Here is a 25,840-nt window from a genome sequence, read left to right as displayed (position 1 = left end):
ATGCTGAGTAGAACTGCCTCTGATCTGTATTGGATGTCACGTTACCTGGAGCGCGCGGAGAACCTGGCGCGCATGCTCGAAGTCAGCTATTCGCTGTCGCTGATGCCCCAGGATGGCCGTGGCGACGGTCTTGAAGAAATGGCCATGCCGCTGTTGATCACCGGCACCCTCGACGACTACCTGGAGCGCCACGGCAAGCTGCACGCCGAGCGCCTGCTGCACTTCTTCGCCCTGGACGCCAGCAACCCGGCCAGCCTCTACAGCTGCCTGGGCGCCGCCCGCGCCAGTGCCCACGCGGTGCGTGGGCGCATCACCGCCGACATGTGGGAAAACATCAACGCCACCTGGCTGGAGATTCGCGGCATCGCCGAGCAGGGCCTGGGGCGCTACGGCCTGAGCCGCTTCTGCGAGTGGATCAAGGAGCGTTCGCACCTGTTCCGTGGCGCCACCTACGGCACCATCATGCGCAATGACGCGTTCCGCTTCATTCGCCTGGGCACCTTCATCGAGCGCGCCGACAACACCCTGCGCCTGGTGGACGCGCGCTACGAGATGCTGGGCGACGAGGCCGAACTGGTGGACGAAAGCTCGGCGCGCAGTTACTACCAGTGGAGCGCGCTGCTGCGGGCGTTGTCGTCGTTCGAGGCTTACACCGAGATCTACCGCGACGCGCCCTCGGCCAACAACGTGGCGGAGATGTTGCTGCTGCGCGCCGACGTGCCGCGCTCGCTGCGCGCTTGCACCGAGGAAATCGACCAGATCCTGGCCTCGCTGCCCGGCCTCAACGGCCGCCCGGCCCAGCGCCTGGCCGCCGAGCTGGACGCGCGCCTGCGCTACACCGGCATCGGCGAGATCCTCGACGAGGGCCTGCATGCCTGGCTCACCGAATTCATCCCGCTGGTGGCACAGTTGGGCAACGCCATTCACAGTTCCTACCTGGAGGCAGTATGAGACTCTCCATCAGCCACGAGACCGCCTACCACTACGATGACGAAGTGCGCGCCAGCATCCAGTACCTGCGCCTGACGCCCCACGACAGCGAGCGCCAGCACGTGCTCAGCTGGCAGCTGGACCTGCCACGCCATGTGCGCGCGCAGATCGACCCGTTCGGCAACATCCTCCACGTACTGACCCTGGACGAGCCGCACCACGACATCATCATCGGCGCCCGCGGCCAGGTCGACATCGACGAGACCCGCGAGGCCGAGCACGAATCGCAGTCGCCATTGCCGTTCCGCCGCTTTACCCGCCTGACCGAGGCCGACGAGGCGCTACGTACGTTCGCCGCGAAAGAATGCGGGCAGCGTACTGACCGTACGGCGCTGATCGACCTGATGCAGGCGCTGAACCAGCATATCACCTACAGCCCCGGCGCCACCGAGGTGGACACCAGCGCCGCCCAGGCCTTCGCCGCCCGTGCCGGCGTGTGCCAGGACCACACCCACGCGTTCCTGGCCTGCGCCCGCAGCCTGGGCGTGCCGGCGCGTTATGTGTCGGGGTACCTGTTCAGTGGGGACAGCGAGCACCTGGCCAGCCACGCCTGGGCCGAAGCCTGGCTGGACGACGCCTGGTACAGTTTCGACGTGACCAACCAGCTGGCGCGCCCCGAGCGCCACCTGAAGCTGGCCGTGGGCCTGGACTACCTGGACGCCTGCCCGGTGCGCGGCATGCGCCGGGGTGGTGGCTTCGAACAGATGCACGCCAAGGTCCACGTGACGCCGACGGTGCAAGTGCAGGTGCAGTAACCCGCGCCCCGTAGCCGCTGCCGTCAGGCTGCGCTGGCCCCTGGGTACACTGGAAATTTCCAGCGAGGTCCAGGCCCAGCGCAGCCTACGGCAGCGGCTACGCCCATTCCGCTGATCCCGCCCGCGTCAGCAGTAGAAACTGTCCTTCTGGCACAGCCGGAACAGCGCCGAGTTCAAGTCCATGTAATTGCCGCCGTTGACGATGGCCAGGAACCCGGCTTTCTTCAGCGCCGCTTCCGCCTTGTTGGCGTTCGCGTCGGTGTCGCTGTACAGCACCACGACCTGGGCCTTGTTCTGGATCGCCTTGCCCAACTGGTAGGCCAGGCCGCGCGCGTCGGTGTCGCTGGAGGAGAGTGGGCGCAGCGACATGTCGACTTGCAGCGCATTATTGATGTGGCCAGCGGAATACTGGTCATCGGTGCGCACATCGAGAATCATCACGCCGTTTCCGATCTGGTCCACCGCCTCGTCAATGTCGACGTAGGCGTGGGCCTGGGTGCTGATCAGCAGTGAAAGGGAAAAGGGGGCAATCCATCTGCGCATGGGCCAATCTCCAGGAATTCAACCTGAAGATTGGCACAGATGCGCAGCGCCCGGTAGCAACGGGTGGCAAATTTTATTCGGCAACCGGTCGGTTGTGTTCAGCCGAACAACCGGGTGAGGTTGGGGAGGATGAGTAGCAGGGTGGTGATGGCGACGATAATGCCCGCCTGGCGTACTTTGTCGTGTTTGAACATGGTTGGCTGCCTTCTTGTTATTCTTCCTTTGCGCCGACTGCGGGCCTTTGGGCCGGGCGAAGACGTGCACCTTTACCGCGATCGCCTGGCGTGCTCGAAAAGGCCTCGGGCAGCTGAAGCGATATTTCTAACAGTAGGGCCCGGGAAGCCTGTGGCTTAGAACGCTTTGGTCTGGCTTATTCGATAAATAATCGCCAATTTGTCTAGCAGTGGCCTGAACATCTGCTTGATACCCATGCTAGAGAGGCTGCCTGCCTCTGAAGTCAGCTTTGTCGGCCTTGCACCGTTCGTCAGGCGCCGCCCAACGGTACAAAAAGCGCGGTGATCAGCCTTCATGGTCTTGCAAGGCCGCGTCGATTCGCGCAGTCTCAGCGCCGTGCACTGTTGCCTCTAATCGTGTCGGGTATTCTTTCTATGTCGTTACGCATCTGCATCCTGGAAACCGATGTCCTGCGGCCTGAGCTGGTCGAGCAATACCAGGGCTACGGCCGGATGTTCGAACAGCTGTTCGCGCGCCAGCCCGTTGCCGCGCAGTTTTCCATCTATAACGTGCTGAACGGCGAGTACCCGCCCGAGGGCGAGGTGTTCGACGCCTACCTGGTCACCGGCAGCAAGGCCGACTCCTTCGGCACCGACCCCTGGATCCAGACACTCAAGACTTTCCTGCTGGAGCGCTACAAGCGCGGTGACAAGCTGCTGGGCGTGTGCTTCGGCCACCAACTGCTGGCGCTGCTGCTGGGCGGCCGTGCCGAGCGGGCCAACCAGGGCTGGGGCGTGGGCGTGCATGACTACCAGGTGGACACCACTGCCGAGTGGATGAGCCCACCCGCCAGCGAACTGGCGCTGCTGATCAGCCACCAGGACCAGGTCACCGCGCTGCCCGAAGGCGCCACCGTGGTGGCGTCCAGCGCGTTCTGCCCGAACGCCGCCTACCACATCGGTGATCAGGTGCTGTGCTTCCAGGGCCACCCGGAGTTCATGCATGACTATTCCCGCGCGCTGCTGGACCTGCGCGTGCAGAGCCTGGGTGAAGCAGTGCACGGCAAGGCCGTGGCCAGCCTGGCGCGCGAACACCAGGGCACCCTGGTAGGCGAATGGATGATGCGCTTCGTCGCGCAGGGCCGCTAACGTCGCTGTGACGCTGTGTGTGGGAGCTGGCTTGCCAGCGAGCTTTTAGGGCCTCAACAGCTCGCTGGCAAGCCAGCTCCCACATGATCGAGTGTTTTGTTACAACCAGCCGGAGCGCTTGAAGCTGGCGTACAACGCCCCGCACCCCACCGCAATCGCCCCCAGCACCACGAAGTAGCCGTACTGCCAGTGCAGCTCCGGCATGTTCTGGAAGTTCATTCCGTAGATGCCCGCCACCGCCGTGGGAAACGCCAGGATGGCCGCCCAGGCGGCGAACTTGCGCTGCACGATGCTTTGCCGCGACGACTCCAGCAGCATGCCCACCTCGATGGTCTGGCTGGCGATGTCGCGCATGGTGCCCAGGTCTTCCATCTGCCGCGTCACATGGATCTCCACGTCGCGGAAATAAGGGCGCATGTTCCGGTCGATGAACGGGAAGTCCAGGCGCTGCAGTTCTTCGCTGATCTCCACCATGGGCGCCACGTAGCGGCGCAGGCGCAGTAGCTCCCGACGCAGGCTGTGCAGGCGCTGCACGTCGGCCTCGCGCAGGCAGTCGGCGAGCACCGCGGCCTCGATCTGCTCGATCTCGGCGTGGATGGCCTCGCTCACCGGCTGGTAGTTCTCGGTAACGAAGTCCAGCAGGGCATACAGCACGAAGTCCTCGCCGTGCTCCAGCAGCAACGGCCGCGCCTCGCAGCGCTGGCGCACCAGCGAGTACGACGCCGAGTGGCCGTTGCGGGCGGTAATGATGTACCCCTTGCCGGCAAAAATGTGGGTTTCGATGAACTCCAGCTTGCCGTCCTGGCGCACCGGCGAATAGGTGACGATGAACAGCGCGTCGCCGAAGGTTTCCAGCTTCGGCCGGCTGTGTTTTTCCAGCGCGTCTTCTATGGCCAGTTCGTGCAGGCCGAACTGGCGCTGCAGGTTGGCCAGTTCCGCGGCATTGGGCTGTTCCAGCCCGATCCACACGAAGTGCCCGGGCTTCTTGGCCCAGGCAGCGCCTTGATCAAGGCTGATATCAACGACTTTCTTCCCGGCGCTGTAGACCGCCGCGGCAACGACTCGACCCATGGTTTGGCTCTTGTTCTGGTGGCAGTGAATGCAGCTTGGCCTCAGTGTTGAGAGTCGGCAAGCGGCGCGGGGTTCAAGCGCTTCGCACGTCCTGGTCGAGGCCGTCGATGCACTGCTGCATCTGCTCGCGGCACTGGCGCATCAGTTCCGGGATGTCCTTGCTGGTCAGCCCCTGGGTGGAAATGGCCGGCAGCGAGCGCACGGCAATGCGCCCGGCGCGCCAGCGGTTCAGGCGCACGCTGCGGGTGTAGCGGCTCACGCACAGCGGCACGATGGGCACGCCGGCGTCGATGGCCATCTGGAACGCGCCTTTCTTGAAGGGCAGCAGGTCGTTGCTGGCATTGCGCGTGCCTTCGGGGAACACCCAGATCGACGTGTCGCGCTGCAGGGTGCGGGTGGTGGTCTGCAACGCACGGCGCGCCTGGTAGGCATTGTCACGGTTGATCAGCACGTTGCCGCCCAACCAGAACAGCTGTCCGAAGAACGGTACCCACTTCAGGCTCTTCTTGCCGATGCACACCGTGCGGCGTGGCACCACCTTGCCGAGCATGAACAGGTCGTAGTTGGACTGGTGGTTGGCGATGATCACGCAGCCGGGCGGCTGGTCGAACAGCGGGCCCACCTGGGCGTCCAGGTCGACCCCGAGGATCTTGAGGGCCGGTCGCGAATACAGGCGGGCGAACACCCGGCTGTTGTCGGGATGAAAGGGGCGGCACAGCCCTATCACCAGGCCCACGCCACCCACTGCAAGGAAATGCAGCCCCATCAGAAACATGCGAACGATAAAAAGCATCCAGCGACTCACCTTTGGCAGAGCGCTGGAGTTTAAGGGCGGGGCTGCGGTTGGATCAATTAACTATATGGATAGCCCTGACGCGGCCCACGGGCCGCTGCTACACCCCAGTCCCGTAGCAGCGGCCGCCAGGCCGCGTCCGGCCACACTTCAACCTCACGCCGTAACCGAATGCTCCTGGTCGCGGATGATCGCGTCGTCCAGCAGCTCCAGCAGCGCCTTGCGTACCTTGAGCTTGGTCTTGCGATGGGCGCTCATGTTGATCTTCTTCAACTGCTGCGCTGCCGCCAGCGCCTGCTCGCGCAATTGCTCGGCCGGCACAACCACGTCGAGGAAGCCTGCGTCCACGGCCGTCCCGGGCGTGAACATCTCGCCATTGATCACCGAACGATGGAACGCTGCCTTGCCCAGGCGATCACGGGCCAGCTCGATACCGGCGTGGTGCATGGTCATGCCGATCTGCACCTCGTTCAGGCCGATGCTGAACGGCCCCTCGACGCCGATGCGGTAATCCACCGACAGCAGCAGGAACGCACCCTTGGCCACGGCATGGCCCGGGCAGGCGACGACGACGGGGAAGGGGTGCGACAGCAACCGGCGCGCCAGGGTCGAGCCCGACGTGACCAGGCCGATGGCCTGTTGCGGGCCGGCGGTCATGACCTTGAGGTCATAGCCGCCGCTCAGGATGCCAGGCTGGCCGGTGATGATGACCACGGCGCGATCCTGCTCGGCACGGTCCAGCGCTGCATTGAAGGCGGCGATGACCTCCGGGGAAATCGCGTTGACCTTGCCGTTGCTCAGCGTCAGCGTGGCAATGCCATCTTCCAGGTGGTAATCGATCAACTCGCTCATGACGGTGTTCCTTGTTAGGGTTTTGCCGCTGACGTTACCCAGCCCGCAGGGCCAGGTAAAGCGCCGTGACTGACCCACCAGTCACGCTTGCCGCCGCCACCCGTACCGGCCGGGCAACCCCCGCCCGCCATGGCCGGTTTGCCCCGAACACAGGCCGTTTTCCCCGGATCGGCATAACTGCATGAAAAAATTGAAAAAAATGTTTGCCATCAGAAAAGCTTTCGACTACATTAGCGCGCCTCGACAGACAGAACATGTTTGAAGAGAAAACGGTGAAGTGTCCGAGTGGCTGAAGGAGCACGCCTGGAAAGTGTGTATACAGGAAACTGTATCAAGGGTTCGAATCCCTTCTTCACCGCCATATTCGATACGCAAGAGACCCCTGAAGCGGCAACGTTTCAGGGGTTTTTTGTTTGTGTCGCGTTTGTGTGAGCAAGATGGGTAGCCGATCGGCTACCGGGAGAGAGCTTCCTTACGCATGCAACCCCTGCAACCTCCCATTCAACTTCGAAAACGTCCGGCTATCTGCCACCGCCGTCAGTTTGCGGCCGTCCTTCAAGGTGGCGATGAACGTCACCTGTTCTTCCTTGCCGCCCAGCCACAGGCCCGCCACCAGGCCGATGGGGCCGGCGACCAGGGCGCCGGCAAAGCCCCAGCCGATGGCGCCGCCCAGGCTGCGGTTGACCTCGTGGTTGGCGACGGTGATGTTCTTGATGCGGTTGAGGGGGATCCGTTCCCCGGGGGAAGGGTGGTTGGCAGTCTTGAGTGTGAGCGATCCATTGCTGTACTCGCCTTCGCACTGCAAGAAATCACCGGCTTTTATTGTCAGCTTCATGGTGGGGATTTCCAGGTTGAATGCATTCATTTTCAAACCTTTGGAATAGCTCAACGCTGACGCAAGTCAATGTCGCGCGACGAGAGGCGACGATTTCGGGCTGCTGCGCCACAGCCACAGGCCGAGGGCCAGCACGCTGATGGCGGCGCCTGCGGTGACAATGCCCGACCAGCCGAAGCGGCTGAACAATTGCGTGCCGAGGGCCGAGCCCATGGCGCCGCCAATGAAGTAGCAGGTGATGTAGCCGGCGTTCAGGCGGTTGCGCGCCTGGGGGCGCAGGGCGTAGACGGCGTTCTGGTTGCTGACGTGGGTCAGTTGCACGGCCAGGTCGAGGATCAGCACGCCGGCCAGCAGGGCCCACAGTGATTGCCCGGCGAGTGCCAGGGGCAGCCAGGCCGCGAGCAGGGCGGCGAGGCCGATGAGGGTGGCCAGGTTGCCCTTGCCGCGGTCGGCCAGGCGGCCGGCAGCGCTGGCAGCCAGGGCGCCGGCGGCACCCGCCAGGCCAAACAGGCCGATGGCGGCATCTGAATAGCCGTAGGGCGGGGCGGCCAGCAGGAACGCCAGGGGTGTCCAGAACAGGCCGAACAGGCAGAACGACAACAGGCCCAGCCAGGCGCGCAGGCGCAGCACCGGTTCTTCCACGAACAGGGTCAGCACCGAGGCCAGCAGTTGCGGGTAGCTGAGCCCGGCCGACTGTTGCCGGCGCGGCAGCGACAGCCCCAGGGCAATGGCGCACAGGCTCAGCAACGCGGCAGCCAGCAGGTAGATGGTGCGCCAGTCGGCCAGTGAAGACACCAGCCCGGCCGCCGTGCGCGCCAGCAGGATGCCCAGCAGCAGGCCGCTCATCAGCGTGCCCACCACCCGGCCGCGATGCTCGGGCGCCGCCAGGCTGGCGGCCATGGGCACCAGCACCTGGGCCACCACCGAGAACAGGCCGGTCATGGCGGTGCCCAGCAACAGCAGCGGCAGGTTGGGGGCGAAGGCGCTGATTAGCAGCCCGGCGGCGCTGAGCAGGGTCATGGTGACGATCAGGCGGCGCTGCTCCAGCAGGTCGCCCAGCGGCACCAGCAGGAACAGCCCGGCGCCGTAGCTCAGCTGCGCGGTGATGACGATGGTGCCGGCGCTGGCGGCGCTCAGGCCCAGGTGCTGGGCAATGGTGTGCAGCAACGGCTGGGCGTAATAGTTGCTGGCTACTGTAAGGCCGGTGGCGATGGCCATCAGCAGGATCAGGGCGCTGCTCAACGGTTTTTCACGGGGCGAAGACATGGCGGCTTTCCAAGGCAGTGGCAGTCGGGGCAAGTATCGGTACTGGCTATCCATGACACCAATGTATTGTTGTCATCGGAATGATCGTGAAATGAGATGAGTGCCATGAACCTCAAGCAGATCGAATACGCCCTGGCGGTGGCCGACGAAGGCAGCTTCACCCGCGCGGCGGCGCGCTGCCACACGGTGCAGTCGGCGCTCAGCCACCAGATCGCACGGTTGGAGCGCCAGCTGGGGGCGCAGTTGTTCGAGCGCACCTCGCGGCGGGTGGCGTTGACCCCGGCGGGCGAGGCGTTCGTGCGCAGTGCCCGTGCCGCGTTGGACGCCACCCGGCGCATTGGCGACGACGTGGCGGCGGCCTGTGGCCAGGTGCGCGGGCGCTTGAGCCTGGGCATGATCTCGTCGCTGACCGGGTTGGACCTGGTGGAACACATCGCTGCCTTCCACCAGCAATACCCCCAGGTGGATATCCACCTGAATGTGGGGCGCAGTGAATGGATGGTGGAGGAGGTGCGCGGGCGGCGCATGGACGTGGCCATGATCGGCGTGTGGCCGGGTGCGCCGGTGGAGGGGGTGGCGCTCAGGGCGTTGGTGGATGAAGAACTGGTGGCGGTGCTGGCGCCGGGGCATCCGTTGGCGGCCGCGCAGCGCTTGCCGTTGGCGCAGTTGGCGGATCAGCCGTTGGTGGATTTTGCAGCGGGTACCGGCGCGCGGCGGCAGACGGACGAAGCGTTTGCGGCCGCCAACCTGGCGCACCGGGTGCAGTTCGAGATCACCGACATGCGCCTGGTGGAGCAATTCGTGCGCCGTGGCCTGGCGGTAGGGCTCGTGCCTGCCGCCGTGGCCCAGGGGTTCGAAGGGGTAGTGGCGGTGCCGATCAGCGATGCGCCGGTGCGCCGCGTCTACGCCATCTGGTCGAACACCCCGACCCCGGCCGCCCAGGCCTTTGTCGCGATGCTCGAACAGACCCTGGCCGATCAGGCGCCGAAGCCACCGTCGATGGTCAGGCTGGCGCCGGTGATGTAGCCCGCTTCCGGGCCGGCCAGGTAGCTGACGAAGCTTGCGATCTCGTCGGCATGGCCGTAGCGTTTCACCGCCATGAAGCCCAGCATGATGTCGGCGAAGTCGCCGTTGGCCGGGTTCATGTCGGTGTCCACCGGGCCGGGCTGGACGTTGTTGATGGTGATGCCGCGCGGGCCGAGGTCGCGGGCCAGGCCTTTCACCAGGCCCACCAGCGCCGATTTGCTCATGGCGTAGGCGGCACCGCCTTCAAAGGGCATGCGGTCGGCGTTGGTGCTGCCGATGTTGATGATGCGCCCGCCGTCGCCCATGTGCCTGGCAGCCGCCTGGCTGGCGATGAACACGCTGCGCACGTTGACGGCGTAGGTGCGGTCGAAGTCTTCCAGGCTGAACTCGGCCAATGGGCCGAGGGCCAGCACGCCGGCGTTGTTGACCAGGATGTCCAGGCGACCGAAGGTTTGCACGGTCTGTTCCACGGCGCCGCGAATGGCGTCGGCGTCGGCGCTGTCGGCCTTGATGGCCAGGGCCTTGCCGCCCTCGGCGGTGATGCTGTCGGCCAGTGCCTGGGCCGGGGCCTGGGAGCTGACGTAGGTGAAGGCCACGGCAGCGCCTTCGCTGGCCAGGCGCTTGACGATGGCGGCGCCGATGCCGCGGGAACCGCCTTGTACCAGGGCCACTTTGCCGCTGAGTTTCGCTTGATTCGACATGAGGGTGCTCCAGTTGCCAAGGCGGAATGCCTTGGTTGATGGGTTCAGTATCGACTGCTGATTATGCTGCCGGTAGACCATGGTTGAGATAGGCTGTGTAAACCAACGGTATCGAATAGCGGCCATGGAAACCTTCAGCAGCATAGAGTGTTTTGTCCGCAGCGCCGAAGCCGGTAGCTTCGCCGAGGCGGCGCGGCGCCTGCACCTGACGCCCGCAGCGGTGGGCAAGAACGTGGCGCGGCTGGAAGCGCGCATGGGCGTGCGCCTGTTCCAGCGCAGCACCCGGCGCTTGACCCTGACCGAGGCGGGGCAGCGCTTCCTGGCGGAAGTCAGCGCCAGCTTCGGGGTGATCCAGAATGCCGTGGCCAACCTGGCCGGTGCCCAGGGGCAGCCGGCGGGCACCTTGCGGGTCAGCATGGGCACGGTGTTCGGGCGCCTGTACGTGGTGCCGCTGCTGGGTGAGTTCCTGCGCCGTTACCCGGACATTGCCCCGGACTGGCATTTCGACAACCGCCAGGTCGATCTGATTGGCCAGGGCTTCGATGCCGCCATCGGCGGCGGGTTCGAGCTGCCCCAGGGCGTGGTGGCGCGCAAGCTGGCGCCGGCCCATCGGGTGCTGGTGGCGTCAGCCGGCTACCTGGCGCGGCGCGGACCGGTGCGCACCCCCGAAGACCTGGAGCAGCAGGACGGTATCCTGATCCGCTCGCCGCAGACCGGGCGGGTGCGCAGTTGGCCGTTGACCGGGCGCCAGCAGGCGCAGGCAGAATTGCGTTTGCCGGCGCGCATGACCCTCAGCGATTCCGACGCGGCGTGCGTGGCGGCGCAGCAGGATTTGGGCATTGCCCTGGTGAGCATGCCGTTTGCGGTGCCGTACCTGCAGGCGGGGACGTTGCAGCGGGTGCTGCCGGACTGGTACGTGGATGATGGGCATATCTGGCTGTACTACGCCGAGCATAAATTGCTGCCGGGCAAGACCCGGGCGTTCATCGATTATCTGCTGGAGCAGTTCACGGCCCAGCGCCTGGCCGAGCGTTTCACCGCCTGACGGCTCCCGTACCTGCACTTGCCTTCCTTGCGTGGGAGTGGGCTCTGCCCACGAAAAGGACGCCACCGGGTGTCAGGTATTGCGCAGGGTTCTTTTCGCGGGTAGAACCCGCTCCCACAGGCTATGGAAAAAGCGCGGCGCCTGGGGACGCGGCCTGGTGGCCGCTGCTACGGGTCATGCGGCGTGGATGACCCGTAGCAGCTGCCGTAGGCTGCGTCCGCCCCCAACGCGGTATACCTGGAAAAGCGCGGCGCCTGGGGACGCGGCCTGGTGGCCGCTGCTACGGGTCATGTGACGTGGATGACGGTATAGGCCTGGCGCACGGCTGCCACGGTGATGTTGACCTCGTCATCCTCGCGCTTGCCCAGCAGGCTCTGCCCCAGCGGCGAGCGCGGGGTGATGACGGTGACCAGGCGCCCGTCCAGGGTAATTTTCAATCCCGCCGCCTCGGGCCCCAGGAACATCCACTGCAGCTGGCCGTTCTCGGCCTCCAGGGTCACCAGCGCGCCGACTTCGATGCCACGCTGTGCGTCGTATTCCCGCAGGGTCAACTGCTGGTACAGCCCCTGCGCCTGGCGGATTTCTTCCATGCGCCGTGCCTGCCCGGTGGCCAGGTACGAAGCCTCCAGGCCCAGGGTGTCGTATTTGTTTTCGGCGACGTTCTCTTCGTGGGTCGCGGTTTCGTAGGCGGTCTGGGCGGCGCGCTGCAGCACCTCGAAATCTTGCGCCAGGCGTTCGACGATCAGCTGCCGCAGGGCGTGCTTGTCCATTTCAGTTGCAGAACTTGAGTACATTGGTGCGGCTCTTGTCGGTCGGGGCAGTGCGGTCCTGCTGCAGCCAGAACTGGCACTTGGGGTCCTGGCTGTGATTCTGCGCGTCGCCCTGGCTCTGTTCCTGGCGGCGCAGGTTGTCCTTGTACTGGTCGAACATGGCCGAGCTGTCGTCCGGGGCGCGCATGGCCGGCGGCGGTGGCGCCGGGGTGGCCACGGTCAGCGGCGCGTTGAAGAACAGCTTGTAGCCCAGCCAGGTGGTCAGGGCGATGGCCAGGAACCCCAGCCAGATACCCAGGGCAATGCAGCCCACCAGTTGCGCGGGGTTGAGGGTGACGAGCAATTGGCGGTGATTGGGACGGTAAGGCATGACGGGCCTCCTGGCGGCGCGGGCAAGGTTATGATTGTCTCACGAGCGATGACTTTGCCTCTACAATGCCCGATTTTGCCCGGAGGGCGTGATGGAAGCGAACATGAAAGCCTCCTGGGACATTTTCTGCTGTGTGGTCGACAACTTCGGCGACATCGGCGTGACCTGGCGCCTGGCCCGGCAGCTGGCCGCCGAACATGACGTGGCCGTGCGCCTGTGGGTCGACGACCTGAAATCGTTCGAGCGGCTGTGGCCGGCGGTGCAGCCGAGCCTGGCCAGCCAGCGCCACGAAGGCGTGGAGATTTGCCAGTGGCCGCAGCAGTGGCCCGCCGTGCAGGCCGCCGACGTGGTCATCGAAGCCTTCGGCTGCAAACTGCCGGCCGACTATCGCGCGGCCCTGGCCGCCCGCGCTGTACCCGCGCTGTGGCTGAACCTGGAATACCTCAGCGCCGAAGGCTGGGTGTCGGGTTGCCATGGCCTGCCGTCGCCGCAGCCGGACCGCCTGCAGAAGTATTTCTTCTTTCCCGGCTTTGTCGAGAAAACCGGTGGGTTGTTGCGTGAAAGCGGCTTGCTGGCGCGCCGCCAGGCGTTCCAGGCCGACCCCGAGGCGCGCCGCGCGTTCCTGGCCAGCCTGGGCGTGACGGTGGCCCCAGGCGCCCGGCTGGTGTCGTTGTTTGCCTACGAGAACTCCAGCCTGGCCGGGTGGTTCGACGCCATGGCCGCCGATGCCTCGCCCACCCACGTGCTGGTGCCCCAGGGCCGTGTGCTGGGGGACGTGCAGGCGTGGTTGGCAGTGGATGAGCTGGCGGTGGGCGCCGTGCATCGTCGTGGCGCCCTGACCGTGCAGGTGGTGCCGTTCGTCCGCCAGGACCAGTACGACCTGCTGCTGTGGAGCTGCGACTTCAACGCCGTGCGCGGCGAAGACTCGTTCGTGCGCGCGCAGTGGGCAGGGCAACCGCTGTTGTGGCACATCTATGAACAGGAAGAGTACGCGCACTGGGAGAAGCTCGAAGCCTTCCTGGCGCTCTATGTCGAAGCCTTGAGCCCGGCGGCGGGGCAGGCGCTGACCGACCTGTGGCGCGCCTGGAACCAGGGCCTGGCCATGGCCGACAGCTGGCGCCGGGTGCTGGAACACTGGCCGGAGCTGGCCGCCAATGCCCGCCAATGGGGCGAAAAACAGGCCGCTCAGCCTGATCTTGCGACGGCGCTGGTACAGTTTTACCGAAATTGGATATGATACGCGGCCTAGATTTTTGTAAATCCATCCAAATTCGGATATTCGCAATGAAAACTGGTAAAGAGCTTAAACCCGGTACCGTGATCCGTATCGACAACGACCCTTGGCTGGTTCAGAAAGCTGAATTCACCAAGTCGGGCCGTAACAGCGCGATCATGAAGACCAAGCTGAAGAACCTGCTGACCGGCTACAAGACTGAAACCGTCTACAGCGCCGACGACAAGCTGGACGACGTGATCCTGGATCGCAAGGAAGCCACCCTGTCCTTCATCAGCGGTGACTCCTACACGTTCATGGACACCACTGACTACACCATGTACGAGCTGAACGCCGAAGACATCGAATCGGTACTGCCATTCGTTGAAGAAGGCATGACCGACGTCTGCGAAGCCGTGTTCTTCGAAGGCCGCCTGGTTTCCGTTGAGCTGCCGACCACTATCGTGCGTCAGATCGACTACACCGAAGGTTCGGCTCGTGGCGACACTTCCGGCAAGGTCATGAAGCCTGCCAAACTGAAGAATGGCACCGAGCTGAGCGTTGCCGACTTCATCGAGATCGGCGACATGATCGAGATCGATACCCGCGAAGGCGGTTCGTACAAAGGTCGCGCCAAGTAATTCTGGCCCTTCCTGCGTAACAAAAAGCCCGACCATGAGTCGGGCTTTTTTGTGCCTGGGATTTGTGCGCCGCAGGCTTACACCGCCACGTGCAGGCGTACATCCACGTTGCCGCGGGTGGCGTTGGAGTACGGGCACACAAGGTGGGCGGCGTCTACCAGCGCCTGGGCGTCGGCTTGTTCCAGGCCCGGCAGGCTGATGCGCAGGTCGATGTCCAGGCCGAAACCGCCAGGGATCTGGCCGATGCCCACTTCGGCAGTGATGCGGGTGTCGGCGGGCAGGGCGCGCTTGGCCTGGCCGGCGACGAATTTCAGCGCGCCGATGAAGCAGGCCGAGTAGCCGGCGGCGAACAGCTGCTCAGGGTTGGTGGCTTCGCCGCCGGCGCCGCCCAGTGCCTTGGGGGTGGCCAGTTTCACGTCAAGGATGTTGTCGCTGGACACGGCGCGGCCATCACGACCACCGGTTGCAGTTACGGTTGCAGTATAGAGTGTTTGCATGGTGACACCTCAAGGCTGAATGTTTGGGGGTGTTGTCTGGGTACGGGGTTAGATTAGTGCGCTAATAGTTTGCGCGCAAGATAAATAATCGAAGGGCACGACGAACGGCGCACCCGTGGGCGGGAATCAGAGGCTTTCGTGCAGGTTGCCGCGCAGCTCCAGCAGGTCGCCCTGCAGCTTTTTCAGGCGTTCCACGGTCTCGCCGGTGGCGGCCAGGATGCAGCCGGGGATGGTCTTGGCCTTCTCGCGCAGGGCGCGGCCCTGGTCGGTGAGTTGCACGATCACCACGCGCTCGTCTTCACGGCTGCGGGTGCGGCTGAGCAGGCCTTCGGCTTCCAGGCGCTTGAGCAGCGGGGTCAGCGAACCGGGGTCGGTCAGCAGCCGGGTGCTGATTTCGCCCACGGTCAAACCGTCCTTTTCCCACAGCACCATCATGGTCAGGTACTGCGGGTAGGTGAGCTCCAGGGCTTGCAACAGCGGTTTGTAGACCTTGGTCATCAGCAGGGAGGTGGAGTACAGGGCAAAGCACAATTGGCTGTCGAGCAGCAGATCGTCGCAATGGCCTTCGGCAGCGCTGGAAGTGGGGCGGTCGGCGTTCATGCTGATCCTTGATTCAATTGAAGCGGGCGAATTTAGCGTCGAGGTGTTTAACGCGCCAGCTAATTCATCATGGCCGTATGGGCGGCTTCTTGAAAGGTTTGAGCCACGGACCACGCCCATAGTTCGTTAAATTACAACTTGAAGCCCTCGGCGATATGGTCGGCCAGGCAGTCGGTGATCGCGTTCTGCGTGCTGTCGTTGCGCAGCAGCATGATGCTCGCCATGGGCAGCTGTGGCAGGCCCTCGGCTTCACCGAGGATGCGCAGGTCCGGGGTAATCAGGCTCTGCAGCTGCGCGGTTACCGCAAGGCCGGCGCTGACCACTGCCATGATCGCCGCCAGGCTGGGGCTGGAGTAGGCGATGCGGTAGGGCTTTTGCCGCGCGTCCAGGGCGTTGCAGGCCCAGATGCGGCAGAAGCAGTCGTTGTTGAACATGGCCAGCGGGATGGGGTTCTGCTCCACGGGGTTGAAGCCGATGGCCTGGGCCCACACGAAACGTTCGTGGCGCAGCATCTGGCCGATCTCGCTGCCGGGCTCGCGGGTGACGATGGTCAGGTCCAGGTCCTGGCGCTGCATCAGTTGCTTGGAGCTTTCGCAATGCACCTCGACCTGCACCAGCGGGTAGGCCTGGGCGAATTGCGAGAGGATGCCGGGCAGGAAACGCATGGCGTAGTCGTCCGGCGTGCCGATGCGCACCGTGCCGACCATGTGCGGCTCGCGCAGGGTGGTGAACACTTCGCTGTGCAGCTTGAGGATGCGCCGCGCATAGCCCAGCAGGATCTGGCCTTCGGCAGTCAGGCGTACCTGGCGGCCGTCGCGCTCGAACAGCTGGCGCTGGAGGATGTCTTCCTCCAGGCGTTTCATCTGCATGCTCACCGCCGACTGGGTGCGGTTGACGCGCTCGCCGGCACGGGTAAAGCCGCCCTCATCGGCGATGGCGACGAAGGTGCGCAACACCTCTGAGTCGATGCTCTGGTACTGGGACATTCATCAATCTCCGAGATGCTACGCATAAGAAACATTCGTTGGATTGATCATAAGCCCGGCGCGACACTGAGTCATCCCCAACTGGAGGGTCGGATGATGAAAGGTCAAAAAGGTTATGTGCTGGTGATGCGGGTGCCGTTCCACGGCGTGTCGTTCCAGGGCCTGTTGCAGCGTGTGCGGCGCTGGCGGCAGTTGGCCTGGGAGCGCCGGCAACTGGCGGCCATGAGTGACGACATGCTCAAGGACATCGGCATGTCGCGGGCCGACGTCAGTCGCGAGACCGAACGGCCGTTCTGGGATGATCCACTGAAGAAATAAGCGCTGGCGAGGCGCCGGTGCCAGGGCTAACGTAGGGCAGGTTCACAAGGAGTGGTGCATGCCCGACTCACTGTCCATTGCCCAGGCCCGGCGCCTCGCGCTGGCCGCTCAGGGGTTCGCCCCGCGGCCGTTGCGCACGGCGCTGGCGCCCGGGCACCTGCTGAAAATGGTGCAGCGCCTGGGCGTGCTGCAGATCGACTCGGTGAACGCCGTGGTGCGTTCCCATTACCTGCCGCTGTTTTCGCGCCTGGGCGCTTACTCCCACGGCCTGCTTGATGACATGGCCTGGGGCCGTGGGCGCCAGCGCAAGCTGTTCGAATACTGGGGCCACGAAGCCTCGCTGCTGCCCCTGGAGCTTTACCCGGCCATGGCCTGGCGCATGGCCAGGGCTGCCCAGGGCAGGGGCATCTACAAGCAGCTGGCGCGCTTTGGCCTGGAGCAGAAGCCGGTGCTGGCGCGGGTGCTGGATGCCGTGCGCGAGCAGGGCGCCCTTGGCGCTGGCAGCCTGTCCACCCGCCAGGAGCGCGCCGGGCCCTGGTGGGACTGGAGCGCGGAAAAACATGCGCTGGAGTGGCTGTTCGCCGCCGGCGAGCTGACGGTGGCGGGGCGGCGTGGCTTCGAGCGTCTTTATGACTTGCCCGAACGGGTGATCCCGGCGGCGTTGCTGGCAGCGCCTGCGCCCAGCCTGGCCCAGGCCCAGCGTCAGCTGTTGCTGCACGCGGCCACCGCGTTGGGCGTGGCCACCGAGAAAGACCTGCGTGATTACTTTCGCCTGGAGCCTGGCGACACCCGCGCGCGCCTGGCCGAGCTGGTGGACGACCGCCAGCTGCAGCGTTGCAGCGTAGAGGGCTGGTCACAGCCGGCGTACCTGCTGCGTCAGGTGCGCATCCCGCGCCAGGTCACGGCCAGCGCCTTGCTGTCGCCCTTCGATTCGCTGGTGTGGGAGCGCGACCGCACCGAGCGGCTGTTCGATTTTCGCTACCGGCTGGAGATCTACACGCCGTCGCACAAGCGCGTGTACGGCTATTACGTGCTGCCGTTCCTGCACAACGAGCAGATCGTGGCGCGGGTGGACGTGCGGGCGGCACGCGCCACGGGTGAGCTGCGCGTGCTGGCGGTGCACGATGAACAAGGGCGCCTGGACGCCGAGGGCCTGGCGGCCCTGGCCGGGCAGTTGAAGGCGATGGCAGGGTGGCTGGGCCTGGCGTCGGTCACCCTGGAGTGCCAACGCCATACGCCATTTCTGTAGCCGCTGCCGCAGGCTGCGCTGGACCTGAGCCACACCGAGAATCTTCAGTGTGCCCAAGGGCCAGCGCAGCCTGGCGGCAGCGGCTACGGGGCTGCGGTGGCGGTAATCTAGCGGCGGACCTGCTTCAGCGTCTCGGCGATCATGAACGCCAGTTCCAGCGACTGGTCGGCGTTCATGCGCGGGTCGCAGTGGGTGTGGTAGCGGTCCGACAGGCCATCTTCGGTGATCGGCCGGGCGCCGCCGATGCATTCGGTGACGTTCTGCCCGGTCATCTCGATGTGGATGCCGCCAGCGTAGGTGCCCTCGGCCTCGTGGGCCTGGAAGAACTGCTTCACCTCGCTGAGGATCTGCGCGAAGTCACGGGTCTTGTAGCCGCTGCTGGCCTTGATGGTGTTGCCATGCATGGGGTCGGAACTCCACAGCACCTGGCGGCCCTCGGCCTTCACCGTGCGCAACAGGCGGGGCAGGTGGTCGGCGACCTTGCCGGCGCCCATGCGTGCGATCAGGTTCAGGCGGCCGGGGTCGTTGTCCGGGTTGAGGGCGTCGATCAGGCGGATCAGTTCGTCGGGCTGCATGCTCGGGCCGACCTTGACGCCGATGGGGTTGTTCACCCCGCGCAAGAACTCCACGTGGGCGCCGTCGAGCTGGCGGGTGCGGTCGCCGATCCACAGCATGTGCGCCGAGCAGTCGTAGTAGTCGTTGGTCAGGCTGTCACGGCGCACGAAGGCTTCTTCGTAGTTGAGCAGCAGCGCCTCGTGGGCGGTGAAGAAGCTGGTTTCGCGCAGTTGCGGCGCGCTGTCCAGGCCGCAGGCACGCATGAACGCCAGGGTTTCGTCGATGCGGTCGGCCAGCTGGTGGTATTTGTGCGCCAGCGCCGATTCGGCGATGAAGTCCAGGTTCCACTTGTGCACCTGGTGCAGGTCGGCGAAACCGCCCTGGGCGAAGGCGCGCAGCAGGTTGAGACTGGCCGTGGACTGGTGGTAGGCCTGCAGCAGGCGCTCCGGGTCGGGGGTGCGGCTTTTCTCGTCGAAGCCGATGCCGTTGACGATGTCGCCGCGGTAGGCGGGCAGGGTGACGCCGTCGATGGTTTCGTCATTGGCCGAACGCGGCTTGGCGAACTGCCCGGCCATGCGCCCCACCTTCACCACCGGGCAGCCGGCGGCAAAGGTCATGACAATGGCCATCTGCAGCAGCACCTTGAAGGTGTCGCGGATCTTCGCCGCCGAGAACTCTGCGAAGCTTTCCGCGCAGTCGCCGCCCTGCAGCAGGAATGCGCGGCCCTGGGTAACCTCGGCGAACTGCCGGCGCAGCTCGCGGGCCTCGCCGGCGAACACCAGCGGCGGGTAGCTGGCCAGGGTCTGCTCCACGTGGGCCAGGCGGCTGGCATCGGGGTAGAAGGGTTGTTGCTGGATCGGCAAGGCGCGCCAGCTGTCGGGGCTCCACGGAAGGCTCATGACAGGCTCTTATGCAAGGTGTTGATAGGTGAGTCGATGGTACCACCGTCACGCCCTGTGGGAGCTGGCTTGCCAGCGAGCTTTTAATGCTCAACAGCTCGCTGGCAAGCCAGCTCCCACAAGGGCCGCTGCTACGGTGTGCGCTGGGCCAATAAATGCGACAATCGCATTTTTCCAGGCTTGATGAGCGCCCGTGGTGCAAGACAACGAACCCGAAGTAACCCGTGAGCGCGTCGAGCGTCTGCTGGCCGAAGTGCATGATCAGTTCGGCATGATCCGTGTGCTGGAAGTGGAGGATTACCGCTTCCTGGAGTTTGGCGATGCCATCGAGCAGAGCTGTGTGTTCACCGCCGACCCCAGCTGGCTGGAGTATGACTACACCCGCGCCATGCTGATTGGCGCGCTGTGCCACGAACAGCCCGAGAGCGCGCTGTTCCTGGGGCTGGGCGCCGGCACCCTGACCCAGGCGTGCCTGAAGTTCCTGCCGCTGGAGGACGTCGAGGCCATCGAGCTGCGCCCCGACGTGCCGCGCCTGGCCATCGAGTACCTGGGCCTGGACGACGACCCGCGGCTGTACATCCGCACCGGCGACGCCATCGAGCTGTTGCCCACCGCGGAGCCGGCGGACCTGATTTTCGTCGACCTGTACACCGACCACGGCCCTGGCGTGGGCCATCTGGCCTGGCGTTTCCTGGAAGACTGCCAGAAGCGCCTGAACCCGGGCGGCTGGCTGGTCATCAACCAGTGGGCGGGCGATGACGGCAAGCCGTTGGGCGCGGCGCTGCTGCGCGGGCTGTACCACCGCCACTACTGGGAGCTGCCGGTGACCGAGGGCAATGTGATCCTGATCATTCCCGCCGAGCTGGACCAGGACCTCGACTTCGACGGCCTGAAAGCCCGCGCCGATGCCCTGGCGCCGCGCCTGGGCTACTCGCTGCAGGCGCTGATCGCGCAGCTGCGCCCGGCCTCCTGAGTCACTGCCCGGTAAAGGTGCCGGGCCGGCGCTCGTGAAACGCCGCCAGGCCTTCGCGGGCGTCGTCGCTGCCCAGCAGCAGGTGCGCCTGGGCGTGCAGGGTGGCGACGCTGGCCGCCTCGCCCTCCAGCACCGCCAGCCGCGCCGACGCCAGGGTGGCCTTGACGCCCAGCGGCGCCTGGGCGGCAATCCGTTCGGCCAGGTGCAGGGCGTTGGGTAGCAGGTCCTCGCTGGCCATCACTTCCTGCACCAGCCCCAGGCGCAGGGCCTCGTGGGCGTCGAACTCGTCACCGGTCAGCAGCCAGCGCATGGCGTTGCCCCAGCCGGCTATCTGTTGCAGGCGCACGGTGGCGCCGCCGAAGGGAAACAGGCCGCGCTGCACCTCCATCTGCGCGAAGCGCGTGTTGCTGGCGCACAGGTTGATGTCGGCGGCCAGCATCAGCTCGATGCCGATGGTCAGGCAATAGCCTTGGGCGGCGACGATCAGCGGTTTGCTCAAGGTCGGCCCCAGGCCCACGCGCCACGGGTCCAGGCCGCCTTCCGGCAGCTTCCAGCCCTGCACGAAGGCGGTGTTCACCGCCGCCAGGTCGAGGCCGGCGCTGAAGTGCTCGCCGTGGCCGTACAGCACCGCGGCGCGGGCGGCGGGCTCGCGCTCGTACTCGCCGTAGGCCAGGCTCAATTGTTCCAGCAGGGGCAGGTCGAAGGCGTTGCGCTTGGCGGCGCGGTCCAGGCCGATCAACATCACGTTGCCACGCAGTTCGCGGCTGACGTGGCCGGGGCAGGGTTGGCTCATATCGGCATCCTCGGGGGCAAGGGGTGAAACGATTAAGCCGGGGCGCCGGGCGCGCAGGTCTCTAGCAAAATAGACGCGTGGCCGATGTTGCGCAAAGCCTGTGACAATCGTGGGTTCAGCCGTCTGATAACAATAAAAAACTCTCACGTGCACGGCGATTTCAGGTATAGTGCGCGCCGGTCTTTAATCAGGCCACGTTTAGGTAGCGCAATCCCCCGAAGACAACTTCGACTGCACGTCCGTTCCGCGGACTCTTCCTAACGTTTCTTTTTTTTCATTCAATCGTTTTCGCAAATCCCCGCCGACAAAGCTGCCAGGGTGACTCTCGAGTCTTACAAGGCATGCGCAGCTTTGGAGCATGGGTCTTTGCGGATGCACTTAGAGGCAGACCCATGACCCAGGAAACCGGCGGCTTCGCCGCTCTCGGACTTAACCCGAACATTGTTGCAGCCGTCATCGCGACTGGCTACGAAGAGCCGTCGGCTATTCAGCAGCAATCGATCCCAATCATCCTGGAAGGTCATGACATGATCGGCCAGGCGCAGACTGGTACCGGTAAAACCGCTGCCTTCGCACTGCCGATTCTGAATCGCATCGACCCGAGCAAGCGCGAGCCGCAAGCCCTGATCCTGGCGCCAACCCGTGAGTTGGCGCTGCAAGTAGCCACTGCATTCGAAACCTACGCCAAGCAGATGCCTGGCGTTACCGTAGTGGCCGTGTATGGCGGTGCCCCGATGGGCCCGCAACTGAAAGCTATCCGCAACGGCGCGCAAATCGTCGTGGCAACCCCTGGCCGTCTGTGCGACCACCTGCGTCGTGACGAGAAGGTCCTGGCCACCGTGAACCACCTGGTTCTCGACGAAGCCGACGAAATGCTCAAGCTGGGCTTCATGGACGACCTGGAAGTCATCTTCAAGGCCATGCCCGAGTCGCGTCAGACCGTACTGTTCTCGGCTACCCTGCCGCAGTCGATCCGCGCAATCGCCGAGCGTCACCTGAAAGACCCGAAACACGTCAAGATCCAGAGCAAGACCCAGACCGTTACCGCGATCGAGCAGGCTCACCTGCTGGTTCACGCTGACCAGAAGACTTCCGCTGTCCTGCGCCTGCTGGAAGTGGAAGAGTTCGACGCCCTGATCGCCTTCGTGCGTACCAAGCAAGCCACCCTGGACCTGGCCAGCGCCCTTGAAGCCAAAGGCTACAAGGCTGCCGCCCTGAACGGCGACATTGCCCAGAACCAGCGTGAGCGCGTCATCGACTCGCTGAAGGATGGCCGCCTGGACATCGTCGTCGCTACCGACGTCGCTGCCCGTGGCCTGGACGTACCGCGCATCACTCACGTGTTCAACGTCGACATGCCGTACGACCCAGAGTCCTACGTTCACCGTATCGGCCGTACTGGCCGTGCCGGTCGCGAAGGCCGTGCCCTGCTGCTGGTTACCCCGCGTGAGCGCCGCATGCTGCAGGTCATCGAACGTGTAACTGGCCAGAAGGTTGCCGAAGTTCGCCTGCCGAACGCCCAAGCTGTGCTTGATGCCCGCATCAAGAAGCTGACCAACGGCCTGGCGCCGCTGGTTGCCGACGCAGAAGCCACCCATGGCGACCTGCTGGACCGCCTGACCGCTGACATCGGCTGCACTCCACGTGCCCTGGCCGCTGCCCTGTTGCGCAAGGCCACCAATGGCCAGGCGCTGACCCTGGAAGCGGTAGAGCGCGAGCAGCCACTGGTGCCGACCAGCGCGCCGCGTGAGCGTACCGGTGGTGACCGTCCTGAGCGTGGTGACCGCGAGCGTCGCGCGCCAATGCCTCTGGGCGAAGGCCGTGCACGCTGCCGTACTGCCCTGGGTGCTCGCGACGGTATCGCCGCGAAGAACCTGCTGGGCGCCATCCTCAACGAAGGCGGCCTGGCCCGCGAAGCGATCGGCCGTATCCAGGTACGCGACAGCTTCAGCCTGGTCGAGCTGCCTGAGGAAGGCCTGGAGAAGCTGCTGGCCAAGCTCAAGGACACTCGCGTTGCCGGCAAGCAGCTGAAGCTGCGTCGCTATCGCGAAGACTGATCCTGCCTTGCGGCTGATCTGAAATGAAAAATCCCCGGCCTGGTGCCGGGGATTTTTTTTGCCTGCGTGTGGGGCGGGACGCGGCCTGCGGCCGCTGCTACAGAGGCCCTGCGTAGCAGCTGCCGCAGGCTGCGTCTGTCAATCGAAGCGATAGATATCCATGCCGAGCGCGCCCAGGGTCCAGCCCGCGTGGGCCAGGCCGAAGGTGTCGCCTGCGCCGCGGGCGAAGTACAGCGGCAACAAGTGCTCGTCGTTGGGGTGGTTCTTCGCCGCAAAGGGCGCCTGCTGGCGGTAGTCGAACAGCGCGGCCTGGTCATCGGCCTGCAGTTTCTCCAGCATCCAGTCGCGGAAGGCCTTGGCCCACGGCGTGGCGCTTTCCGGGCCGGCGTGCCAGTCCAGTTCGCGCAGGTTGTGGGTGATACTGCCCGAGCCGATCAGCAGCACGCCTTCGCCGCGCAAGCCGGCCAGGGCCTGGCCCACCAGGTGTTGCAGCTGCGGCCCCAGGCGGCTGGGCAGCGACACCTGCACCACCGGAATGTCGGCCGCCGGGTACATCAGCGACAACGGCACCCAGGCGCCGTGGTCGAACGGCCGTTGTGGGTCCAGGCGCGCCGGCAGGCCGGCGTCGGTCAGGCGCTGGGCAATGTCCGCGGCCAGGGCGGGTTCGCCGGGGGCGGGGTATTGCACGGCAAACAGCTCGGGCGGGAAGCCGCCGAAGTCGTGCCAGGTTTCCGGGGCCGGGCTGCTGGCCACCAGCAGCTCGCGGCTTTCCCAGTGCGCCGACACCAGCACGATGGCTTTTGGGCGCGGCAGTTCGGCGGCCAGCCTGGCCAGTGCCGGGCCGCTGGCGCCGGGCTGCAGGGCGAGCATGGGCGAACCGTGGGAGATGAACAGGCTGGGCAGCATGATTGAAGTCCTGAGCGTTGAGATGGGATTATCATCGGCCAGTGATTGATCTAAATCTAATATAAGTTTTAGTGCCGTTTGATCGAATTGATGGGGTAAAGCATGCAGGCTGATTTTTGGCAGGAGCGCTGGCAGCGCAACCAGATCGGTTTTCACCAGGCGCAGGTCAACCCGTACCTGCAACGCCATTGGCCGGCCCTGGGCGTTGCGCCTGGCGCCCAGGTGCTGGTGCCCTTGTGCGGCAAGAGCCTGGACCTGGCGTGGCTGGCGGGGCAGGGCGTGCGGGTGCTGGGCGTGGAGCTGGCGGAGAAGGCCGTGCAGGCATTTTTCCATGAGCAGCAGCTGCAGCCCCAAGTACACGCCGAGGGCGCGTTCACGCGCTACCAGGCGGGTGATGTGCAGCTGTGGTGCGGGGATTTCTTCGCGCTGACGGCGCAGGACGTGGCCGGTTGTACGGCGCTGTATGACCGCGCTGCGCTGATTGCCTTGCCGCCGGACATGCGTCGCCGCTACGTGCAGCACCTGACGGCGATTCTGCCCAAAGGCTGCGCGGGGCTGCTGGTGACGCTGGACTACGACCAGGACGTGCTCCCCGGGCCGCCGTTCGCGGTGCCGGATGATGAAGTGCAGGCGTTGTGGGGCGGCCAGTGGCAGGTCGAGCAGCTGGAGTGCCGGGACATCCTGGGGGAGGGCGGCAAGTTCGTCGATGCCGGCGCCCAGCGCCTGCACGAGCGCGCCTACCACCTCACCTCGTAGCCGCTGCCGCAGGCTGCGCTGGCCCTTGTGTACGCTGGAGATCTCCAGTGTGGCTCAGGGCCAGCGCAGCCTACGGCAGCGGCTACAGGTGGTGTTGCGCCTCCATCAACCGCGGCGGCGCAGCGCCTCGATGCGGTCTTCCAGCGGTGGGTGGCTCATGAACAGGCCAGCCAGGCCGTGCTTGAGGCCGCCGTTGATGCCGAAGGCGGTCAGGGTGTCAGGCATGTGCACTGGCACGCCCTGTTCCGAGCGCAGGCGCTGCAGGGCGCCGATCATCGCCCCGGTGCCCGCCAGACGAGCGCCGGCTTCGTCGGCGCGGAATTCACGCTTGCGCGAGAACCACATGACGATGACGCTGGCCAGGATACCCAGCACCAGTTCGGCGAAGATGGTCGCGATGTAGTAGGCCATGCCCTGGCCTTCCTCGTTCTTGAAAATGACCTTGTCGACGAAGTTGCCGATGATGCGCGCGAAGAACATCACGAAGGTGTTCACCACGCCCTGCACCAGCGCCAGGGTGACCATGTCGCCGTTGGCCACGTGGCCGATCTCGTGGGCCAGCACCGCTTTCACCTCGTCGGGCGAGAAGCGCTCCAGCAGGCCCTGGCTGACCGCCACCAGGGCATCGTTCTTGTTCCAGCCGGTGGCGAAGGCGTTGGCCTCGTAGGCCGGGAAGATGCCCACCTCGGGCATCTTGATGCCGGCCTCGCGGGACAGCTGTTCAACGGTCGCCAGCAGCCACTGTTCGTGGCGGGTGCGTGGCTGGCTGATGATTTGCGTGCTGGTGCTCATTTTCGCCATCCACTTGGAGATGAACAGCGAGAACAGCGAGCCGGCGAAGCCGAACACGGCGCAGAAGACCAGCAGTTGTTTGAGGTTCAGATCCACGCCGTTGGCTGCCATGAACCCGTTGAAGCCAAAAAGGCTCAGGGTGATGCTGGCAATCAGCACGACCGCAAGGTTGGTGGCTAGAAACAGCAAGATGCGCATCATGGTTGTTACGTACTCCTGACGGAAGAAATTGTCGCGTTGACGGGTATATAAGGGGAGGGCCCCGG

Annotated in this window: 28 protein-coding genes and 1 tRNA gene; 13 read left to right on the top strand and 16 right to left on the bottom strand. The window is 65.2% G+C overall.

Annotated elements, in window-relative coordinates:
- Nucleotides 1-951 (top strand): alpha-E domain-containing protein, encoded by a 951-nt coding sequence (locus tag ACWKWX_RS07645; protein ID WP_416423092.1) that lies wholly within the window; start codon nt 1-3, stop codon nt 949-951.
- A complete protein-coding gene (locus tag ACWKWX_RS07640) occupies nt 948-1,745 on the top strand; it encodes a transglutaminase family protein (protein WP_416423093.1) in 798 nt (265 codons plus the stop codon). Before ACWKWX_RS07645 ends, ACWKWX_RS07640 begins: the two co-directional genes overlap by 4 nt.
- 126 nt (nt 1,746-1,871) lie before the next feature.
- Here the strand turns inward: ACWKWX_RS07640 and ACWKWX_RS07635 are convergent, their stop codons facing one another.
- Nucleotides 1,872-2,288: a rhodanese-like domain-containing protein gene (locus ACWKWX_RS07635; RefSeq protein ID WP_416423094.1), complete on the bottom strand. Its 417-nt coding sequence runs from the start codon at nt 2,286-2,288 to the stop codon at nt 1,872-1,874.
- A gap of 608 nt (nt 2,289-2,896) precedes the next feature.
- Here ACWKWX_RS07635 and ACWKWX_RS07630 point away from each other — a divergent pair.
- The gene (locus ACWKWX_RS07630) at nt 2,897-3,610 is read left to right on the top strand and encodes an amidotransferase (RefSeq protein ID WP_416423095.1); all 714 of its coding nucleotides are present in this window, start codon (nt 2,897-2,899) and stop codon (nt 3,608-3,610) included.
- Nucleotides 3,611-3,709: 99 nt separating this feature from the next.
- Here the strand turns inward: ACWKWX_RS07630 and ACWKWX_RS07625 are convergent, their stop codons facing one another.
- From ACWKWX_RS07625 to ACWKWX_RS07615, 3 genes are all read right to left on the bottom strand, one after another.
- Nucleotides 3,710-4,681 carry a magnesium and cobalt transport protein CorA gene (locus ACWKWX_RS07625; RefSeq protein WP_416423096.1) on the bottom strand — a complete coding sequence of 324 codons (972 nt, stop codon included), beginning with the start codon at nt 4,679-4,681 and terminating at the stop codon, nt 3,710-3,712.
- A gap of 73 nt (nt 4,682-4,754) precedes the next feature.
- Complete coding sequence (locus ACWKWX_RS07620; protein WP_483827401.1) at nt 4,755-5,474, bottom strand: lysophospholipid acyltransferase family protein; 720 nt, start codon at nt 5,472-5,474, stop codon at nt 4,755-4,757.
- A gap of 156 nt (nt 5,475-5,630) precedes the next feature.
- Complete coding sequence (locus tag ACWKWX_RS07615) at nt 5,631-6,326, bottom strand: crotonase/enoyl-CoA hydratase family protein (protein ID WP_483827400.1); 696 nt, start codon at nt 6,324-6,326, stop codon at nt 5,631-5,633.
- 271 nt (nt 6,327-6,597) lie between these two features.
- Here ACWKWX_RS07615 and ACWKWX_RS07610 point away from each other — a divergent pair.
- Nucleotides 6,598-6,687: transfer RNA gene (locus tag ACWKWX_RS07610), tRNA-Ser, on the top strand.
- A 111-nt stretch (nt 6,688-6,798) separates the two neighbouring features.
- Here the strand turns inward: ACWKWX_RS07610 and ACWKWX_RS07605 are convergent.
- Together ACWKWX_RS07605 and ACWKWX_RS07600 are read right to left on the bottom strand one after the other, a co-directional pair.
- Entirely contained in the window at nt 6,799-7,191 is a 393-nt protein-coding gene (locus ACWKWX_RS07605) for a hypothetical protein (RefSeq protein WP_416423100.1), read from the bottom strand.
- 36 nt (nt 7,192-7,227) lie between these two features.
- Nucleotides 7,228-8,427, bottom strand: coding sequence for an MFS transporter (locus ACWKWX_RS07600; protein WP_483827399.1), 1,200 nt, complete (start codon nt 8,425-8,427; stop codon nt 7,228-7,230).
- A 105-nt stretch (nt 8,428-8,532) separates the two neighbouring features.
- Between ACWKWX_RS07600 and ACWKWX_RS07595 the strand changes: the two genes are divergently transcribed.
- Nucleotides 8,533-9,453, top strand: a complete 921-nt coding sequence (locus ACWKWX_RS07595; protein ID WP_416423102.1) for a LysR family transcriptional regulator — start codon at nt 8,533-8,535, stop codon at nt 9,451-9,453.
- On the opposite strand, the gene ACWKWX_RS07590 is transcribed toward ACWKWX_RS07595, so the two are convergent.
- Nucleotides 9,405-10,154: a 3-oxoacyl-ACP reductase family protein gene (locus ACWKWX_RS07590; protein WP_416423103.1), complete on the bottom strand. Its 750-nt coding sequence runs from the start codon at nt 10,152-10,154 to the stop codon at nt 9,405-9,407. The two genes, ACWKWX_RS07595 and ACWKWX_RS07590, sit on opposite strands and share 49 nt — an antisense overlap.
- A 124-nt stretch (nt 10,155-10,278) precedes the next feature.
- Here ACWKWX_RS07590 and ACWKWX_RS07585 point away from each other — a divergent pair, with 124 nt between their 5' ends.
- On the top strand, nt 10,279-11,199 hold the full coding sequence (locus ACWKWX_RS07585; protein WP_416423104.1) for a LysR family transcriptional regulator: 921 nt from the start codon (nt 10,279-10,281) through the stop codon (nt 11,197-11,199).
- Nucleotides 11,200-11,486: 287 nt separating this feature from the next.
- Here ACWKWX_RS07585 and ACWKWX_RS07580 read toward each other — a convergent pair whose 3' ends face one another.
- Nucleotides 11,487-11,969 (bottom strand): GreA/GreB family elongation factor, encoded by a 483-nt coding sequence (locus tag ACWKWX_RS07580; protein WP_483827398.1) that lies wholly within the window; start codon nt 11,967-11,969, stop codon nt 11,487-11,489.
- A gap of 1 nt (nt 11,970) precedes the next feature.
- Nucleotides 11,971-12,339 carry a hypothetical protein gene (locus ACWKWX_RS07575; protein WP_483827397.1) on the bottom strand — a complete coding sequence of 123 codons (369 nt, stop codon included), beginning with the start codon at nt 12,337-12,339 and terminating at the stop codon, nt 11,971-11,973.
- Nucleotides 12,340-12,442: 103 nt separating this feature from the next.
- Between ACWKWX_RS07575 and earP the strand changes: the two genes are divergently transcribed.
- On the top strand, nt 12,443-13,576 hold the full coding sequence (earP, locus tag ACWKWX_RS07570) for an elongation factor P maturation arginine rhamnosyltransferase EarP (protein WP_483827396.1): 1,134 nt from the start codon (nt 12,443-12,445) through the stop codon (nt 13,574-13,576).
- A gap of 47 nt (nt 13,577-13,623) precedes the next feature.
- Nucleotides 13,624-14,193: an elongation factor P gene (locus ACWKWX_RS07565; protein ID WP_008370499.1), complete on the top strand. Its 570-nt coding sequence runs from the start codon at nt 13,624-13,626 to the stop codon at nt 14,191-14,193.
- Between the two features lie 77 nt (nt 14,194-14,270).
- On the opposite strand, the gene ACWKWX_RS07560 is transcribed toward ACWKWX_RS07565, so the two are convergent.
- From ACWKWX_RS07560 to ACWKWX_RS07550, 3 genes are all read right to left on the bottom strand, one after another.
- The gene (locus ACWKWX_RS07560; protein ID WP_416423108.1) at nt 14,271-14,690 is read right to left on the bottom strand and encodes an organic hydroperoxide resistance protein; all 420 of its coding nucleotides are present in this window, start codon (nt 14,688-14,690) and stop codon (nt 14,271-14,273) included.
- A gap of 126 nt (nt 14,691-14,816) precedes the next feature.
- Nucleotides 14,817-15,290 (bottom strand): MarR family winged helix-turn-helix transcriptional regulator, encoded by a 474-nt coding sequence (locus tag ACWKWX_RS07555; protein ID WP_416423109.1) that lies wholly within the window; start codon nt 15,288-15,290, stop codon nt 14,817-14,819.
- Nucleotides 15,291-15,421: 131 nt separating this feature from the next.
- Nucleotides 15,422-16,276 (bottom strand): LysR family transcriptional regulator, encoded by an 855-nt coding sequence (locus ACWKWX_RS07550; protein ID WP_416423110.1) that lies wholly within the window; start codon nt 16,274-16,276, stop codon nt 15,422-15,424.
- 96 nt (nt 16,277-16,372) lie between these two features.
- On the opposite strand from ACWKWX_RS07550, the gene ACWKWX_RS07545 reads away from it, so the two are divergent.
- The gene (locus ACWKWX_RS07545) at nt 16,373-16,594 is read left to right on the top strand and encodes a DUF1127 domain-containing protein (RefSeq protein WP_416427557.1); all 222 of its coding nucleotides are present in this window, start codon (nt 16,373-16,375) and stop codon (nt 16,592-16,594) included.
- Nucleotides 16,595-16,652: 58 nt separating this feature from the next.
- Nucleotides 16,653-17,843, top strand: coding sequence for a winged helix-turn-helix domain-containing protein (locus ACWKWX_RS07540; protein WP_483827395.1), 1,191 nt, complete (start codon nt 16,653-16,655; stop codon nt 17,841-17,843).
- A 107-nt stretch (nt 17,844-17,950) separates the two neighbouring features.
- Here ACWKWX_RS07540 and ACWKWX_RS07535 read toward each other — a convergent pair whose 3' ends face one another.
- Complete coding sequence (locus ACWKWX_RS07535) at nt 17,951-19,297, bottom strand: class II 3-deoxy-7-phosphoheptulonate synthase (RefSeq protein ID WP_416423112.1); 1,347 nt, start codon at nt 19,295-19,297, stop codon at nt 17,951-17,953.
- A 271-nt stretch (nt 19,298-19,568) separates the two neighbouring features.
- On the opposite strand from ACWKWX_RS07535, the gene ACWKWX_RS07530 reads away from it, so the two are divergent.
- Nucleotides 19,569-20,270, top strand: a complete 702-nt coding sequence (locus ACWKWX_RS07530) for a spermidine synthase (protein ID WP_483827440.1) — start codon at nt 19,569-19,571, stop codon at nt 20,268-20,270.
- Nucleotide 20,271: 1 nt separating this feature from the next.
- Here ACWKWX_RS07530 and ACWKWX_RS07525 read toward each other — a convergent pair whose 3' ends face one another.
- Nucleotides 20,272-21,063: a crotonase/enoyl-CoA hydratase family protein gene (locus ACWKWX_RS07525; protein ID WP_416423113.1), complete on the bottom strand. Its 792-nt coding sequence runs from the start codon at nt 21,061-21,063 to the stop codon at nt 20,272-20,274.
- A 392-nt stretch (nt 21,064-21,455) separates the two neighbouring features.
- On the opposite strand from ACWKWX_RS07525, the gene ACWKWX_RS07520 reads away from it, so the two are divergent.
- Entirely contained in the window at nt 21,456-23,120 is a 1,665-nt protein-coding gene (locus ACWKWX_RS07520) for a DEAD/DEAH box helicase (RefSeq protein WP_473005826.1), read from the top strand.
- A gap of 138 nt (nt 23,121-23,258) precedes the next feature.
- Here ACWKWX_RS07520 and ACWKWX_RS07515 read toward each other — a convergent pair whose 3' ends face one another.
- Nucleotides 23,259-24,026, bottom strand: a complete 768-nt coding sequence (locus tag ACWKWX_RS07515) for a DODA-type extradiol aromatic ring-opening family dioxygenase (protein ID WP_483827394.1) — start codon at nt 24,024-24,026, stop codon at nt 23,259-23,261.
- A gap of 102 nt (nt 24,027-24,128) precedes the next feature.
- Between ACWKWX_RS07515 and ACWKWX_RS07510 the strand changes: the two genes are divergently transcribed.
- Nucleotides 24,129-24,782, top strand: coding sequence for a thiopurine S-methyltransferase (locus ACWKWX_RS07510; protein ID WP_483827393.1), 654 nt, complete (start codon nt 24,129-24,131; stop codon nt 24,780-24,782).
- A 105-nt stretch (nt 24,783-24,887) separates the two neighbouring features.
- On the opposite strand, the gene htpX is transcribed toward ACWKWX_RS07510, so the two are convergent.
- Nucleotides 24,888-25,775, bottom strand: coding sequence for a protease HtpX (htpX, locus tag ACWKWX_RS07505; RefSeq protein ID WP_416423116.1), 888 nt, complete (start codon nt 25,773-25,775; stop codon nt 24,888-24,890).
- Between the last annotated feature and the right edge of the window lie 65 nt (nt 25,776-25,840).

The organism is Pseudomonas imperatae, assembly GCF_057128625.1.
This window is presented reverse-complemented; position numbering and strand designations above follow the sequence as displayed.

Bases quoted from the DNA above. Each gene is read 5' to 3' on its own strand.
- ACWKWX_RS07645 (WP_416423092.1), top strand. From the start codon at position 1: ATGCTGAGTAGAACTGCCTCTGATCTGTATTGGATGTCACGTTACCTG.
- ACWKWX_RS07640 (WP_416423093.1), top strand. From the start codon at position 948: ATGAGACTCTCCATCAGCCACGAGACCGCCTACCACTACGATGACGAA.
- ACWKWX_RS07635 (WP_416423094.1), bottom strand. From the start codon at position 2,288: ATGCGCAGATGGATTGCCCCCTTTTCCCTTTCACTGCTGATCAGCACC.
- ACWKWX_RS07630 (WP_416423095.1), top strand. From the start codon at position 2,897: ATGTCGTTACGCATCTGCATCCTGGAAACCGATGTCCTGCGGCCTGAG.
- ACWKWX_RS07625 (WP_416423096.1), bottom strand. From the start codon at position 4,681: ATGGGTCGAGTCGTTGCCGCGGCGGTCTACAGCGCCGGGAAGAAAGTC.
- ACWKWX_RS07620 (WP_483827401.1), bottom strand. From the start codon at position 5,474: ATGCTTTTTATCGTTCGCATGTTTCTGATGGGGCTGCATTTCCTTGCA.
- ACWKWX_RS07615 (WP_483827400.1), bottom strand. From the start codon at position 6,326: ATGAGCGAGTTGATCGATTACCACCTGGAAGATGGCATTGCCACGCTG.
- ACWKWX_RS07605 (WP_416423100.1), bottom strand. From the start codon at position 7,191: ATGAATGCATTCAACCTGGAAATCCCCACCATGAAGCTGACAATAAAA.
- ACWKWX_RS07600 (WP_483827399.1), bottom strand. From the start codon at position 8,427: ATGTCTTCGCCCCGTGAAAAACCGTTGAGCAGCGCCCTGATCCTGCTG.
- ACWKWX_RS07595 (WP_416423102.1), top strand. From the start codon at position 8,533: ATGAACCTCAAGCAGATCGAATACGCCCTGGCGGTGGCCGACGAAGGC.
- ACWKWX_RS07590 (WP_416423103.1), bottom strand. From the start codon at position 10,154: ATGTCGAATCAAGCGAAACTCAGCGGCAAAGTGGCCCTGGTACAAGGC.
- ACWKWX_RS07585 (WP_416423104.1), top strand. From the start codon at position 10,279: ATGGAAACCTTCAGCAGCATAGAGTGTTTTGTCCGCAGCGCCGAAGCC.
- ACWKWX_RS07580 (WP_483827398.1), bottom strand. From the start codon at position 11,969: ATGGACAAGCACGCCCTGCGGCAGCTGATCGTCGAACGCCTGGCGCAA.
- ACWKWX_RS07575 (WP_483827397.1), bottom strand. From the start codon at position 12,339: ATGCCTTACCGTCCCAATCACCGCCAATTGCTCGTCACCCTCAACCCC.
- earP (WP_483827396.1), top strand. From the start codon at position 12,443: ATGAAAGCCTCCTGGGACATTTTCTGCTGTGTGGTCGACAACTTCGGC.
- ACWKWX_RS07565 (WP_008370499.1), top strand. From the start codon at position 13,624: ATGAAAACTGGTAAAGAGCTTAAACCCGGTACCGTGATCCGTATCGAC.
- ACWKWX_RS07560 (WP_416423108.1), bottom strand. From the start codon at position 14,690: ATGCAAACACTCTATACTGCAACCGTAACTGCAACCGGTGGTCGTGAT.
- ACWKWX_RS07555 (WP_416423109.1), bottom strand. From the start codon at position 15,290: ATGAACGCCGACCGCCCCACTTCCAGCGCTGCCGAAGGCCATTGCGAC.
- ACWKWX_RS07550 (WP_416423110.1), bottom strand. From the start codon at position 16,276: ATGTCCCAGTACCAGAGCATCGACTCAGAGGTGTTGCGCACCTTCGTC.
- ACWKWX_RS07545 (WP_416427557.1), top strand. From the start codon at position 16,373: ATGAAAGGTCAAAAAGGTTATGTGCTGGTGATGCGGGTGCCGTTCCAC.
- ACWKWX_RS07540 (WP_483827395.1), top strand. From the start codon at position 16,653: ATGCCCGACTCACTGTCCATTGCCCAGGCCCGGCGCCTCGCGCTGGCC.
- ACWKWX_RS07535 (WP_416423112.1), bottom strand. From the start codon at position 19,297: ATGAGCCTTCCGTGGAGCCCCGACAGCTGGCGCGCCTTGCCGATCCAG.
- ACWKWX_RS07530 (WP_483827440.1), top strand. From the start codon at position 19,569: ATGATCCGTGTGCTGGAAGTGGAGGATTACCGCTTCCTGGAGTTTGGC.
- ACWKWX_RS07525 (WP_416423113.1), bottom strand. From the start codon at position 21,063: ATGAGCCAACCCTGCCCCGGCCACGTCAGCCGCGAACTGCGTGGCAAC.
- ACWKWX_RS07520 (WP_473005826.1), top strand. From the start codon at position 21,456: ATGACCCAGGAAACCGGCGGCTTCGCCGCTCTCGGACTTAACCCGAAC.
- ACWKWX_RS07515 (WP_483827394.1), bottom strand. From the start codon at position 24,026: ATGCTGCCCAGCCTGTTCATCTCCCACGGTTCGCCCATGCTCGCCCTG.
- ACWKWX_RS07510 (WP_483827393.1), top strand. From the start codon at position 24,129: ATGCAGGCTGATTTTTGGCAGGAGCGCTGGCAGCGCAACCAGATCGGT.
- htpX (WP_416423116.1), bottom strand. From the start codon at position 25,775: ATGATGCGCATCTTGCTGTTTCTAGCCACCAACCTTGCGGTCGTGCTG.